The organism is Streptomyces sp. NRRL F-5630 (assembly GCF_000719475.1).
In the GTDB taxonomy this organism is placed as follows: Bacteria; Actinomycetota; Actinomycetes; order Streptomycetales; family Streptomycetaceae; genus Streptomyces.
In genome coordinates this window covers 1-12360 of the sequence record NZ_JOGO01000035.1, presented here as the reverse complement: position 1 = coordinate 12360, position 12360 = coordinate 1, and the positions used below count along the sequence as shown (strand labels likewise).

13 protein-coding genes are annotated in these 12360 nt (G+C 74.8%); 4 read left to right on the top strand and 9 right to left on the bottom strand.

The genetic code is table 11. The annotated features are described in order from the left end of the window. Positions 1 to 113 precede the first annotated feature (113 nt). From IF99_RS0117400 to IF99_RS30855, 4 genes are all read left to right on the top strand, one after another. The gene (locus IF99_RS0117400) at positions 114 to 1352 is read left to right on the top strand and encodes a LolA family protein (protein ID WP_030997439.1); all 1239 of its coding nucleotides are present in this window, start codon (positions 114 to 116) and stop codon (positions 1350 to 1352) included. Positions 1353 to 1495: 143 nt separating this feature from the next. Continuing rightward, the gene (locus tag IF99_RS0117395) at positions 1496 to 2467 is read left to right on the top strand and encodes an ABC transporter ATP-binding protein (protein WP_051703543.1); all 972 of its coding nucleotides are present in this window, start codon (positions 1496 to 1498) and stop codon (positions 2465 to 2467) included. Further along, positions 2454 to 3497, top strand: coding sequence for an ABC transporter permease (locus IF99_RS0117390; RefSeq protein ID WP_030997437.1), 1044 nt, complete (start codon positions 2454 to 2456; stop codon positions 3495 to 3497). The genes IF99_RS0117395 and IF99_RS0117390 overlap by 14 nt, the downstream gene beginning before the upstream one ends. 91 nt (positions 3498 to 3588) lie before the next feature. Continuing rightward, the gene (locus IF99_RS30855) at positions 3589 to 4824 is read left to right on the top strand and encodes an acyltransferase family protein (RefSeq protein ID WP_234340728.1); all 1236 of its coding nucleotides are present in this window, start codon (positions 3589 to 3591) and stop codon (positions 4822 to 4824) included. A gap of 258 nt (positions 4825 to 5082) precedes the next feature. On the opposite strand, the gene IF99_RS0117375 is transcribed toward IF99_RS30855, so the two are convergent. From IF99_RS0117375 to IF99_RS0117335, 9 genes are all read right to left on the bottom strand, one after another. After that, entirely contained in the window at positions 5083 to 5841 is a 759-nt protein-coding gene (locus tag IF99_RS0117375; RefSeq protein WP_030997435.1) for a hypothetical protein, read from the bottom strand. 120 nt (positions 5842 to 5961) lie between these two features. Beyond that, positions 5962 to 6153, bottom strand: coding sequence for a DUF6381 family protein (locus IF99_RS0117370; RefSeq protein ID WP_030997434.1), 192 nt, complete (start codon positions 6151 to 6153; stop codon positions 5962 to 5964). A gap of 300 nt (positions 6154 to 6453) precedes the next feature. Continuing rightward, entirely contained in the window at positions 6454 to 7554 is a 1101-nt protein-coding gene (locus tag IF99_RS0117365) for a Rieske 2Fe-2S domain-containing protein (protein ID WP_030997433.1), read from the bottom strand. 166 nt (positions 7555 to 7720) lie between these two features. After that, a complete protein-coding gene (locus tag IF99_RS0117360) occupies positions 7721 to 8362 on the bottom strand; it encodes a hypothetical protein (protein WP_037827089.1) in 642 nt (213 codons plus the stop codon). Next, positions 8350 to 8808, bottom strand: coding sequence for a GNAT family N-acetyltransferase (locus IF99_RS0117355; protein WP_030997431.1), 459 nt, complete (start codon positions 8806 to 8808; stop codon positions 8350 to 8352). Before IF99_RS0117355 ends, IF99_RS0117360 begins: the two co-directional genes overlap by 13 nt. 174 nt (positions 8809 to 8982) lie before the next feature. Then, a complete protein-coding gene (locus tag IF99_RS0117350) occupies positions 8983 to 9828 on the bottom strand; it encodes an SDR family oxidoreductase (protein ID WP_030997430.1) in 846 nt (281 codons plus the stop codon). 485 nt (positions 9829 to 10313) lie between these two features. Then, on the bottom strand, positions 10314 to 10994 hold the full coding sequence (locus tag IF99_RS0117345) for an HAD family hydrolase (RefSeq protein ID WP_030997428.1): 681 nt from the start codon (positions 10992 to 10994) through the stop codon (positions 10314 to 10316). Positions 10995 to 11270: 276 nt separating this feature from the next. Further along, positions 11271 to 11840, bottom strand: coding sequence for a GNAT family N-acetyltransferase (locus IF99_RS0117340; protein ID WP_030997427.1), 570 nt, complete (start codon positions 11838 to 11840; stop codon positions 11271 to 11273). Positions 11841 to 11935: 95 nt separating this feature from the next. Continuing rightward, positions 11936 to 12181: a DUF397 domain-containing protein gene (locus tag IF99_RS0117335; protein WP_030997426.1), complete on the bottom strand. Its 246-nt coding sequence runs from the start codon at positions 12179 to 12181 to the stop codon at positions 11936 to 11938. Positions 12182 to 12360 lie beyond the last annotated feature (179 nt).

The window sequence follows — 12360 nt, the reverse complement described above, 5'->3', positions numbered from 1 at the left end:
GCCCGTCATCCCAGAGGGGTACGCCGCTTCGGTCCCCAGGACTGACGCCCTGCCGCCCTCGCTCTGGTGTGATGGATACCGACCGCTCCTGCGGGCACCCCCTCGGGGGGAGAATGGCGACGGAGGTGGCAGGGATGACGGCACACGCGGAAGACAGGCGGCCGGAGGACGAGCGCCCGGCGGACACCCGGTACGGGGCGGCGCGCCGCAAGGCGGCCCGGTACGCGGTCCCGGCGGCGGTGGTGGGCGTGACCGCGCTCACGGTGGGCCTCGTGCCCGCCCTCGCGGACAGCGGCGACCCCGACCTGCCCGAGCTGACGGCGCACCAGCTCGTGGCGAAGCTCGCGGGCGCCCACGAGGAGCACTTCTCCGGCACGGTGCGCGTCAGTACGGACCTGGGCCTGCCCGGCCTCGACAGCGCGGCCCTCGGCGGCCTCGGCGGGGCCGCGAAGGGCAGCGGCGGCGACGACCCCGACCCGCGGGCCAAGCTGACCGAGCTGGCGAGCGGCACGCACACGCTGCGCCTGGCTGCCGACGGCCCCGAGCGCCAGCGCCTCTCGATCCTGGAGGACGCGGCCGAGTACAGCGTCATCCGCGACGGCGCGCGCGCCTGGGCCTACGACAGCGCGAGCGACAAGGCCGTCCGCCTCGACGTCCCGCGGGGGCGGCAGCACGGGGAGCGGTCCCCGTACACGGCCCTCACGCCGCAGGAGCTCGCCGACCAGGCCCTCAAGGCGGCGGCCCGGGCACACACCTCGGTCCGCGCGGACGGCACCGCGCACGTCGCGGGCCGGGACGCCTACCAGCTCGTCATCGCGCCGAAGCAGTCCGGCTCGACGGTCGAGGCGGTACGCATCCTGGTCGACGCGAAGACCGGGACCCCGCTGCGGGCCACGCTCACCGCGCGCGAGGGCGGAAAGCCGGTGATCGAGGCCGGGTTCACGAAGGTCAGCTTCACCGCCCCCGAGGCGAAGACCTTCTCCTTCACCCCGCCCAAGGGCACCGAGATCACCGAGCCGAAGAAGCAGCCGCGCGCCGAGCGGCAGGCCGCGCCCGGCCCGGACGCCCTCAAGGACGCGCTCGCCGGGTCCCGTACGTACGGCGAGGGCTGGACCACCGTCGCGCGCCTGGACCTCCCCGCCGGGGCGGGCGGCCTCGCCGCGCCGAAGGCGGGCGGCGGCCAGGCGGGGCAGCTCCTGGACAGCTTCGCCAAGGAGGTCAAGGGCTCCTTCGGCACCGGCCGCCTCTTCTCCACGCGCCTCGTCAACGTCCTCCTCACGGAGGACGGCCACGTCTACGCGGGCGCGGTGACGAAGGACACCCTCGTGAAGGCGGCAGAGTCGGAGAAGTGAGCGCACGACCGACGGAAGCGGCGGAGACCGGAGCGGCGGACGGGGCCGGGGCGGCGAGCGCGGCCGACACGGCGAGCGCGGCCGGGACGTCGGACGCGGCCGATACGGCGGACGGGGCCGGGGCGGTCGCCGCCGCTCCGGCGGTGGGCCCCGCCCGCGCGCCGCTCGGCCCCGGCGCCCCCCTCGTCATCGAGACGGAGGGGCTGACCAAGCGGTACCCGGGCGACCGCCTCGCCGTGGACGGTCTCGACCTGCGGGTGCCCGAGGGCAGCGTCTTCGGCTTCCTCGGGCCCAACGGCTCGGGGAAGACGACGACGATCCGGATGCTCCTCGGGCTCGTCTCGCCGAGCGCGGGCCGCGCGCGCGTGCTCGGCGGCGCGATGCCGGGCGCCGAGCGGCACGTGCTGCCGCACGTCGGCGCGCTCATCGAGGGCCCCGCCCTCTACGGCTTCCTCTCGGGCCGCGACAACCTGCGCCGCCTCGACGCCGCCGACCCCACCGCCTCCCGCGCCGACCGCGAGCGTCGCGTCACCGAGGCCCTGGACCGCGTCGGGCTCGCCCCCGCCGCGCACCGCAAGGCCCGTACGTACTCGCTCGGCATGAAGCAGCGCCTCGGCCTCGCCGCCGCGCTGCTGCGCCCCCGCCGCCTCCTCGTTCTCGACGAGCCGACCAACGGCCTCGACCCGCAGGGGATGCGCGAGATCCGGGCCCTCGTCCGCTCGCTCGCCGCCGAGGGCACGACGGTCTTCCTCTCCTCGCACCTGCTGGACGAGATCGAGCAGGTCTGCGACCACGTCGCCGTCATGGCGGCGGGCCGCCTGCGCGCCCAGGGCACGGTCGCGGACCTCCTCGCGGCGCGCGCGGCCCGCGTCACGGTGACGACGCCGGACACGGCGGAGGCGGTACGGGTCCTGACGGCGCACGGCCTCGCGGACGTACGCGCCGACGGGCCCGGGCGGCTGAGCGGCGAGCCGCCCGCCGGGCTCGACCCGGCCGCGCTCAACGCGGCGCTGGTCGGCGCGGGAGTGCGGGTGCGGGCTTTCGGAACGGACGCGATGACCCTGGAGGAGAGGTTCGTGGAACTGACGGGCGAGGGCTTCGATGGCGGACGCTGAACGGCCGACGGCCACCGGGGACCGGGGAAGCGAGCGGACCACCGGGGGCCGGGGGAGCGCGGAGACCACCGGGGGCCGGGACGGCGCGGGAGCGGGGAGCCCGGCCGCCGGGCCGGGCGGCGCGCCCCGTGCCGCGTCCGGTACGGCGCCCCGCTCCGTCGCCGGGGCGCCCGCCGCCGCCTCCCGCGCCTGGTCCCTCCCCGGCGCCGGGCTGCTCGCCGACGAGGTGCGGACGACCTTCCGGCGGGGGCGCACGCTCGCCCTGCTCGGGGTGCTCGCCGCGATCCCCGTGCTCATCGGGATCGCCGTGCGCATCGAGACGGGCGGCGGGGGCGGACTGGACGCCCACGGCGGGGGCGGACCGGCGTTCGCCTCGCAGATCACCAACAACGGCCTCTTCCTGGTCTTCACCGCGCTCGCCGCGACCCTGCCCGTCTTCCTGCCGATGGCGGTCGGGGTCGTCGCGGGCGACGCGATCGCGGGCGAGGCGGGCGCGGGGACCCTGCGGTACCTGCTCGTCGCGCCCGCCGGACGGACGCGGCTCCTCCTCACGAAGTACGGTGCCGTCGCCGTGTTCTGCGCGGCGGCGACCGCCGTCGTGACGCTCGCCGCGCTCCTCACCGGGCTCGCGCTCTTCCCGGCCGGTGACCTCACGACGATCTCCGGCACGCGCATCGGTTTCGGTGAGGGGGTGGGACGCGCGCTGCTCATCGCGCTCGTCGTGGCGGCCTCGCTGCTCGGCCTCGCGGCACTCGGCCTGTTCGTCTCGACGCTGACGAACAGCGGCATCGCGGCGATGGCCACGACGGTCGGGCTCGTCATCACGGTCCAGATCCTCGACGTGATCCCGCAACTCTCCGCGCTCCAGCCGTACTTCTTCTCGCACCACTGGCTCGCCTTCGCCGACCTCGTCCGCGACCCGCTGCTGTGGGACGACGTCGTGAAGAATCTGGGCCTCCAGGCCGTCTACGTGGCCGTCTTCGGCTCGCTGGCGTGGGCGCGGCTCGGGACGAAGGACATCACGACCTGAGGGAACCCCCGCGCGGACACCGGAAGTTCACTCGTACCCCCGCCACTCCTCACCGGGCGCTCCCCGGCCGTCGGCAAGGTGTCCCCTTCCGGTGGCCGCACCCCGCCGCCACCCCGGGCCGCAGGAGACCGCCACGATGAAGAGCGCCGCACCGGGCCGCGCCGCACCCGCCCCCACGGCGGACCCCGCCGCCGGGTCGGCTCCCGCGCCCGTACCCGACTCCCCCGCGCCCGTGCCTGTCCCTGCCGGGGCTCCCGCGCCCGGACCGCCTCCCGCGCGTGCCAAGGCCCGCGACCCGTGGTTCGACAACACGCGCTTCGTCGCGGCGACGCTCATCGTGGTGCTGCACACGATCGGCAGCATCATGAGCCGGCACGAGGCGCTGCACGCCTTCAACGTCGCCGCGTGGGCCTTCCGCGTGCCCGCCTTCGTCATGCTCGCCGGGGTGTTCAGCAGCGCGAGCCCGCTCGACCCCCGCCGCCTGCGCGACCTGCTGCGCACCATCGCGCTGCCCGCGCTCACGTTCAGCCTGCTGTTCTCGCTGGAGTCGTACGCGCTCGGCGGGCCCTTCACGCTCCACCTCGCCCAGCTCCCGTGGACGCTGTGGTTCCTCATGTCGCTGTTCTGCTGGCGGCTGCTGCTGCCGCTGGTGGCGCAGTTGCGGCACCCGCTGCTCGTGACGACGGCGGTGGCGGCCGGGCTCGGGTACGTGGAGGAGTTCGGGCTCCTGTTCTCGGCGAGCCGGACACTGGTCTACCTGCCGCTCTTCTGGCTCGGCTGGCGCCTCGGCCAAGGGGCGGGCCGGGAGTGGCTGGAGAGCCGCTGGAGTCTGCCGGTCGCGGTCGCCGGTGTCGTCGGCGCGGCCCTCGCGGCCTGGCGCTGGCACCGCGACGTCCCCGGTACGTGGCTGTCGATGCGGCACCCGTACGAGGCGGACACCCCGCTGGGCCTGGAGGGCGCCTGGCTCGTGCGACTGGCGGTCCTGGCGGTGGCGGCGTTCCTCATCCTGTGCCTGCTGCGCCTGATCCCGAAGCGCCGCCTGCCGCTGATCTCGGCGCTCGGGGCGGGCGGCTTCACGGTCTACCTCCTGCACCCCCTGATCATCATGCCGCTGCGCGAGAAGGGCCTGATCGCCCGCGCGGACACGACGCCGGAGCTGATCGCCCTCCTCCTGGCGGGCGTCCTGCTCACGGCCCTCCTCGCCTCACCCCCGGTCCGCCGCCTGGTCTGCCCCCTGACCAGCCCCTCGGCGCGGTGGCTCCTGGCACCGCAGGGAGCGGGCAACACGGCCTCCAGGAGCGGGGGAACGGGCGCGGGACGCCCCTGAGGGGCCGTGACACAGATCCCCCGGCGGCCGCCGGTCCCACCGGCTCACCAGGTGGGGCGGACCGGTCCCTGAGGCGTGATCCGGGCCGGGTCGGCGGTGAGTGCGCCGAAGCGTGCTTCACCCAGCGCCCGCCGCCATGGAGCGACAGCGGCCCGGCCGGCCTCGGTCAGCCCACCGCGCGTCCGTGGCCGGTGGCCGGGTCCCGGACGCGCGCCGTCCGGGCCGGAACCGCGCCCGCCACCGGCCTCCGGGGACCGCTCACCAGCTTCCGGAGGCGAAGGCCGCCAGGGCGTGCGGGGAGTCGAGGGCGCTCGTCGTGTTGGCGAAGGCGAGGACCAGGGCGGCCAGGGTGAGGACGGCCGTCGCCACCGGGACGAGACGCGGGGCGCGACGACGCCACAGGAGCACGGTCGCGGTGGCCGCCGCGAGGACGACGAGCGATGCCGCGACCGCGAGGACCGCGTGGTAGGTCGCGAAGTCACCGATCATGGCGGCGAGGACGGGGGAGTGCGCGCCACCCGGATCGGCGGCGAGACGGTCACCGACCTGGGCGAGCGTGGCGTCCCCCGCGCCGAGCATCGGCAGGAGCGAGGAGAAGGGCGCCGCCGCGCCCTGCACGTTCGCCATCAGCGCCACGAGCGCGAAGAGGCCGAGTGCCCCCGTACCCGTCGCGGACAGCGCGAGCGGCGCCCGGCGCCCCTCCCGGGCCCTGAGCCGCCGCCACAGCACCACACCGAGCGCCACGGCCACCGCGAGCAGCAGCGCCGAGACGCCCGCCTTGACCACGTGGAACCGGAACCAGAAGTCCACCGTGCCGCGCAGCCCGGCGGGCAGGTCACCGTCCCCCGCGTCCCAGTACGCGGCGAAACCGCGCCGGAAGACGGGGGACACGTTGCCGGTGTTGACGGCGTCCCGCGCGAGCGCGTTCGGCGCGACGAAGAACGCGAGCAGCAGCGCCGCGCAGAGGGCGGCGAGGACGCCGGGACGGCGCAGCGGGGCGAGAGCGCGGAGGTGCATGAACGGGCCTTCGGACGGTACGGGTGGCGGACCACCCCAGCCAAGCGCCCCGGCCTGTCCCGCGCGATGCGGCTGCCCGCCGGACCGGGGTGGGGAAAACCCCAGCAGGGGCCCGCGCCCCTACTCGATCGGGTAGATGTCCCCGCTGCGCATGTCCCGCTCCTGCTCGCTCAGCGACTCCAGGTGCCGGGCCTTCTGCGCCAGCCGCTCCCGCTCCTTCGGATCGCTCTCGTGCTCCGCGCTGTCGCTCAGCTCGCGCGCCTTCTCCCGCATCGCGTCGAGCCGCTCGCGGGTCTCGTCGGGCTCGCCCATGACAAGGCTCCTTCCCTGAGGCCGGGGGTCCTGTGGCGCTCGGGTACCCCCCTTCCAGGGGAGCACGCGGGGGCGGGTGCGGCATCCGGAGCGCCTGCGCACGGCAGGACGGGCGGGGAGCGGAGCGCGAGAGCGTGGCGGGACCGGGCCCGTCGCCGGGGACGGACCGGTACCGTGCGCCTCGCCTCCGCCCGTCCTCGTGGCGCTCGCCGCCCGCCTGTGGAGCGACGGCGCCGTCCTGTGCGTGTGCGGGGGCCTCATCCCGCCGGGGACGCTGCTCCACCTCCGCGTACGGGACGCCTACCGCATCACGCGACCCGCCCCCTCCCGCGCTTCCGCGTCCCGCGCCGCGACGACCGCCGAGGCAGGCTCGGGCGGGTAGAAGCGCTTGGCCCAGCGGCGGAAGGGGCCGATCGGGCCGTCCCCCTGGCCGAGCTTCGGCGGCTGCACGTACTTCTTCGAGTCCCAGATCGGGAAGTCCGCCGCCGTGAACTCGATGTTCGACTTGAAGAGCAGGCCCTCGAAGACGCGTGCCGCCGCGCGGCTCACCGCCTTCGCCACGGGGGCCGGAAGCTTGGCGGGTTCGGAGAAGGCGATCCGGTTGCGCTGGCGGAACTGCATCCGGTGCGGGCCGATCGCGGTCGGCAGGATCATCGTGCACATGCGCATCCCCATGCGGGGCGTGTACATGTCGGCGTGCAGGCAGGCGAGCCCGTACCCGCGCACGTCCACGTCCACCGTGAAGTCACCGATCAGTGGGGCGGACTCGGTGGCGCGCATCCTGAGGCGGAAGGTGTCCCCCTCGTACGTCAGGGGCTCCAGGACCTCCGCCTTCTTCCAGCCGTGCAGCGTCGCGAAGTGCCCGTAGTCCACCGAGTTCTCGATGACCTCCTGGGCGTGCCCGGAGAACTCCCAGGCCGCGTACCGGGCGGGGCGGTGGCCCAGTTCGTGCCAGGCGGGGACCGTCCAGTACGGCTCCCGGCCCGCGTGGTGGCGCCAGACGAAGACCGCGCCGTTGGCCTCCAGGACGGGGCGGCGGCTGAGCGGCGAGCGGGGCGGCGGGGTGTCGTAGCCCGTGCGCACGCAGCTCCCGTCCGGGCCGAAGGCGAAGGCGTGGAAGGGGCACACGAGGTCGTCGCCGTCGAGCTTCGCCAGCCCGAGATGCGCGCCGAGGTGGGGGCAGTACGGGCGGATCGCGCGCAACTCGCCCGAGCGCAGGCGGTAGAGGACGACGTCCTCGCCCGCGAGGGGCCGGGTGAGGACCTTGCCCGCCGGAAGCTCCTCCGAGAAGGCGAGCGCCGCCCAGCCGTCCGGATACGGCAGCGGTGGCGCCTCGCTCGTCGCGGAGGCGGGGGTGGGGCCTTCGGTGAGGGGGCTTCCGTACGTGCGTGACAGTCCCACGGGGTCCCTTCGGGTGAACGCGGAGCGGAATCGAATGGCTATGGAGCGTGCTAACAGGACAATGCCCGGCCGCCCGCCGTTTGCTCCCGCCCGCCCGGTTTTCACCCGAAGGGGGCTCAACTGTCGGCGTGTTGACCTTGCGCTCCCGTTCCACCGCCGCCCCGCCTCAGCCCAGCCGTTCCCCCCAGGCGTTCCCCGGGTGCGCCCGTTCGAGCCACCCCCGCAGCCGCTCCCGCCGCTCCGCGCCGAGCAGCGGCAGCACTCCCGCGAGATCCGCCTCGTCCTTCGGCCGCGCCGCCTTCGCCTTGAAGAGCAGCACCACCTCCGGCACGAGGTAGGGGATGCCGTCCGGCGTGTGGGCGATGATCTCCGCGTACGGGAGGCGGATCGCCGGGTCCCTGCGGCAGATCCACGTACCGCCGTCGTGCGGCTCCCGGAAGACGTCGAGGAGCCAGCGGTCCGTCGCGGGGTCGCGCAGCCATGTCTGGTGCGAGCCGGGGACCGGGCCCGAGCCGGGATACACCCGTCCGTCCCCGACGCCGTCCCACACGTACTCCGGGAAACGCGCCGTGAGTTCCGCGAACCCCGCTTCCGGCACCGCGAGTTCGAGATCCCCGTGCGGCCGCGAGGGCTCCCCGCCCCGGAAGAGGTCGAGCGCCCACCCGGCCGCGACGCACCACGGCACGGACAGGCCCCGCAGGCGCTCCGCCGCCCGCGCGGGGTGCCAGGCCCCGGCCCAGCCCGCCTCGAACGCCGCCTCGTCCATCTCCACGCCGCCCGGCGGAAGTTGCTCGCTCACGGTCGCCACACGTACCGCATGTCCGGCTCCTTCTCCTCGTTGCGGGCCCCGTCCGTCAGTTCGCCCACGACGAAACCGTGGCGCTCGTAGAAACGCCGTGCGGGCGCGTTGACCTGGAAGGTCCACAGATCGAGCCCGGCCGGCCGGCGCTCCTTGGCGAGCGCCACGAAGCGGTCGCCGAGCCCCTGCCCGCGCACCTCGGGAGCGAGATAAAGCTGCTCCAACTCACCCTCGGACAGCGCCAGAACGCCCACGATCTCCCCGCCGCCCGCCTCCGCGACCCACGTCTCCAGCTCCGGCACCACGACGTACGCGAACCACGCCCGCACCTCATCGTCCGCGTGCGCCCGCCGCACCCCCGGCAACGCGGCGGCGAACGACCGCAACCACACCTCCGCCGCCCCTCGCGCGTCCGGCGCACCGGCCCTGCGCAGCATGATCACGTGCTCGTCCACGGCAGGAACCTTTCAGCGGCCCCGTCCGCCCGCAAGGGGTTTTCCCCGAGGCCCCACGGGGAGGGCTGAACGGTCGTGGAGGGGCCGCCGCGGCTCCCCGCCCGGCGGCGGGGCCGGCCATGCGGCCGGAGGCGCGGAAGGACGGCCGACGGGCCGCCCGGGACCGCGGGGACGTCAGTCCTGGACCGGCGTGCCCGGGCTGATGTCGTACGCCTTCCGCACGAGGGCGGGACGGTTGCCGTCGTTGAGCCGCCGCTCCCACAGGGCGTCCACCTGTTCGCGGGCCTGCGGCTCCATCTCCTCGGGCAGCAGGTTGCGGTAGCGCCGGTCCTCGCCGAGCAGGACCCGCACCGTGCGCTCGAAGACCGGCTCGGGGTCGTACTGCTCGTGCGGGAAGGCCAGTTCGGCGTAGTCGTAGAGGCGGTCGGCGGGGTCGTCGCGCCACTCCTTCCACGTCTCGAACATGGTGTCGTTGAAGCCGGTGAGGAAGGGCCCCGGGTTGATCGTGGCGACCGTGACGCCGAACTCGGCCAGCTCCTGGTCCAGCGCGTCGGCGAACGCCTCCACCGCGTGCTTCGAACCGGCGTAGGCACCGGTGAACGGATCGACGGTGAGTCCGGCGACCGAGGACATGAAGACGATGCGCCCGCTGCGGCGCGCGGCCATCCGGCGGGCGATGCCCTGCGTGAGCAGGACGGGCCCGAAGACGTTGACCTCGAACTGGCGGCGCAGCCGTTCCTCCGGGATGTCGGCGGTGGCGCCGCCTTCGGAGACGCCCGCGTTGTTGAGGAGCACCTCCACGTCCCAGGTCCACGCGTTCTCGCGGTCGCCGGGGTCGGTGACGTCGAGCTTCTCGACCCGCAGGTCGACGCCCCGCTCCCGCGCCTCGGCACGCACCGCGCTGACCTGGGAGATGATCTCCACGCCCGCGATCACCCGGTGCCCTCCGGCCGCGAGCCGCAGAGCGACCTCCTTGCCGAAGCCACTGCCCGCACCGGTGATGAGAATGGGTCCCGCCATGGTGGTGACGCCTTTCCTGTGCTGGTGTCCGGCCTGTTCCGGACGCCGGTCCTCGAATGCCCCGCCTCCGCCGTCGTATCCGCGACCGGCCCGTCCACGGGGCCGCGGCTGCTACGAGGCGGCGCCCGCGGCCTTTGCCACGGAGGGCGCCGCGCATAAGAAAGACGGTAGGTCCTCACACGTCAGGACGCCTTTCGGGGCGAACGGGCTCGTCGGCCTCGTCACCGGGGGCGAGCAGGCTGGTCGGGCCCCGGGACCGCCTCGTGTGCCGGTCCGCGCGCCGCCGCCCACGGCCGGGGTCCCGAGCGACGCCACCCCGGCGGAGCACGGGAGGGACGGCGTCGGGACCGCGCCGATGCCGTGGGCGACCGGTCGCGGGACGGGCGGGTGCGGCGGCTCGGCGAGGTCCTGACCGACGCCCGCCGCGTCCGTGGAGCCCGTACGCCGGTCGGGTCCGTCCCGCGCGGCGCGGACGGGTGCGCGCGTCAGACGAAGGGGAGGAGGTCGGTGAGGGAGGTGATCGACGGCACGTCGCCCCGTGTTCCCTCGCGGTCCAGGAAGAGCCCCGCGTACCCCAGCGCCGTCGCCGCCGTGACCAGGGCCGGGGTGTCGTCCATGAAGAGGCAGTGCGCGGGGTCCAGGCCGAGGCTGTCGCTCGCGTGGCGGTACATGCACGGATCGGGCTTCTCGCAGCCGAGCACGGCCGAGATCGCGTAGACCTCGAAGTAGCCCCGGATGCCGAGACCTTCATGGAGGCCGGGCAGGTTCGGCCAGGCGTCCGACACCACCGCGAGGCGGACCCCGCGCCGTCTCAGCTCCGTGAGCGTGGGCAGCGCGTCCGGATACAGCTCCAGCACCGCCGACGGGGGCACCTCCCGGCGCAGCTCCGCCAGCAGCTCCCCCGTCGTCCCGACCCCGAGCCGGTCGAGCAACACGCGGTGGTACGTGTCGATCTCAGGCGTCCCGGCTGCCTCGCCGAGGAACCGCTCACCCGCCGCGATCGCCTCGGCGAACCGCTCGGCCGGGACCGGTGCCGCGTGCCGCAGGACCGTCTCCTCGAAGTCGGCGCGCGGGTTCCACCGCCCCCCGACGGGCCGCATGAGCACCCCTCCCGAGTCGAACAGGACGGCGCGGATGCCGGGTGCCCGGGTCGCTGAGTCGGTCATCGCGCGCAGGCTATGCGGTCGGTCGCGGGAGTGCCAGGCGCGATTCCGGCGCCCCCGTGCGCCCCGCAGGCGCGGGGGAACCCGCCGAGCGCGTGGGCGCATTCGGCCGACCGCGGGGCCGCGCGGGAGGCGGTGGCGGCTTCCACCGCCCGAACGGGGCGCGCGCGACCGGGTGCCGGGAGCGGTGCTCCCGGGGCGCTGCGGCCGCCGTTCCGCGAGGCACGGGCGACGCGCGGGCTGATGACCCCGTGCCCCCGGCGCCGCGCCTCGCGCCGCCTACACCTGCCGCCGCTCCCACTGCTCTTTCGTGATCTCGTACCGCACACCGCCGTGCTCGGAACCCTCGACCGCCCGCATGTCGTCCGGCGCGGGGATGCTCTCCACGAGCGTCATCCCGAGCTTTTCCATGACGTTGCGCGAAGAGCGGTTCACGGTCATCGTCTCGGCCCAGACCTTGCGGATGCCGAGTTGGGCGAACCCCTTCGCCAGGAGCGCTCGCGAGACCTCCGTGGCGTACCCCCGGCCCCAGGCCGCCCGGCGCAGGCGGTAGCCGAGTTCGGCTTCCTCGCGCGGCCCGTCGCGGAGCGGGCGCAGGCAGAACCAGCCGATGAACGCGCCGCCGTCCTTCTCGTGCGCGGCGAAGAGGCCGAGTGCGTGGTCCCAGCGCTCGTAGCCGGCGAGGATGCCGGGGATGACGAGGTCGCGGATCTCCTCCGGCGGGGTCGGAGCGCCACCGCTCAGGTAGCGCATCACCGCCGGGTCGCTGTCCAGCTCGATCAGCAGGTCCGCGTCGGCGGCGGCGAAGGGACGGAGGGCCAGCCGCTCGGATTCGAGGTAGGGGGTCACGCGGGGATCATGGCCGAGGCGGGTCCGAGGGGCCACGGCATTTCCGGACCGCCTCCGTCTCCCGGACGCACCGGGCCCTCCGGGGCAGCGGGTCCTCAGCCCACCCCGAACCCTTCGCCTCGCACACTCGCCACGAAGGCGATGAAGGCGGCGGGGGTGAGGTGGAGATGGGGCCCGGCGGGGTTCTTGGAGTCGCGTACGGGGACGGTGCCTGGGGTATCGGTGGCGACCTCCACACACTGGCCGCCGTTGTTGCTGTACGAGGAGGTGCGCCAGTCTGTCGCCGCTTCCACGCAATTGCCCCCGTTGGTGCTGTAGGTGGACTTGCGCCACTCCGCCATCCCGGCCTCCCGCTCGTCGAGTTGAGTCCTGCCGGGAGGTATGCCCCGCCCCACACAGCGCGAAGCCCCGTCCCGCGCGAGGCGGTTTCTGGGGATCGTCGCAACACGTGGTCGGTTGTGTTAGACGGCGAGTAGTTTATGCAGGCGCTCGGCTGGGGTTTCCCAGCTGAGCGTTTTGC

Bases quoted from the DNA above. Each gene is read 5' to 3' on its own strand.
- IF99_RS0117375 (WP_030997435.1), bottom strand. From the start codon at position 5,841: ATGCACCTCCGCGCTCTCGCCCCGCTGCGCCGTCCCGGCGTCCTCGCC.
- IF99_RS0117345 (WP_030997428.1), bottom strand. From the start codon at position 10,994: ATGACCGACTCAGCGACCCGGGCACCCGGCATCCGCGCCGTCCTGTTC.
- IF99_RS0117370 (WP_030997434.1), bottom strand. From the start codon at position 6,153: ATGGGCGAGCCCGACGAGACCCGCGAGCGGCTCGACGCGATGCGGGAG.
- IF99_RS0117335 (WP_030997426.1), bottom strand. From the start codon at position 12,181: ATGGCGGAGTGGCGCAAGTCCACCTACAGCACCAACGGGGGCAATTGC.
- IF99_RS0117400 (WP_030997439.1), top strand. From the start codon at position 114: ATGGCGACGGAGGTGGCAGGGATGACGGCACACGCGGAAGACAGGCGG.
- IF99_RS0117350 (WP_030997430.1), bottom strand. From the start codon at position 9,828: ATGGCGGGACCCATTCTCATCACCGGTGCGGGCAGTGGCTTCGGCAAG.
- IF99_RS0117390 (WP_030997437.1), top strand. From the start codon at position 2,454: ATGGCGGACGCTGAACGGCCGACGGCCACCGGGGACCGGGGAAGCGAG.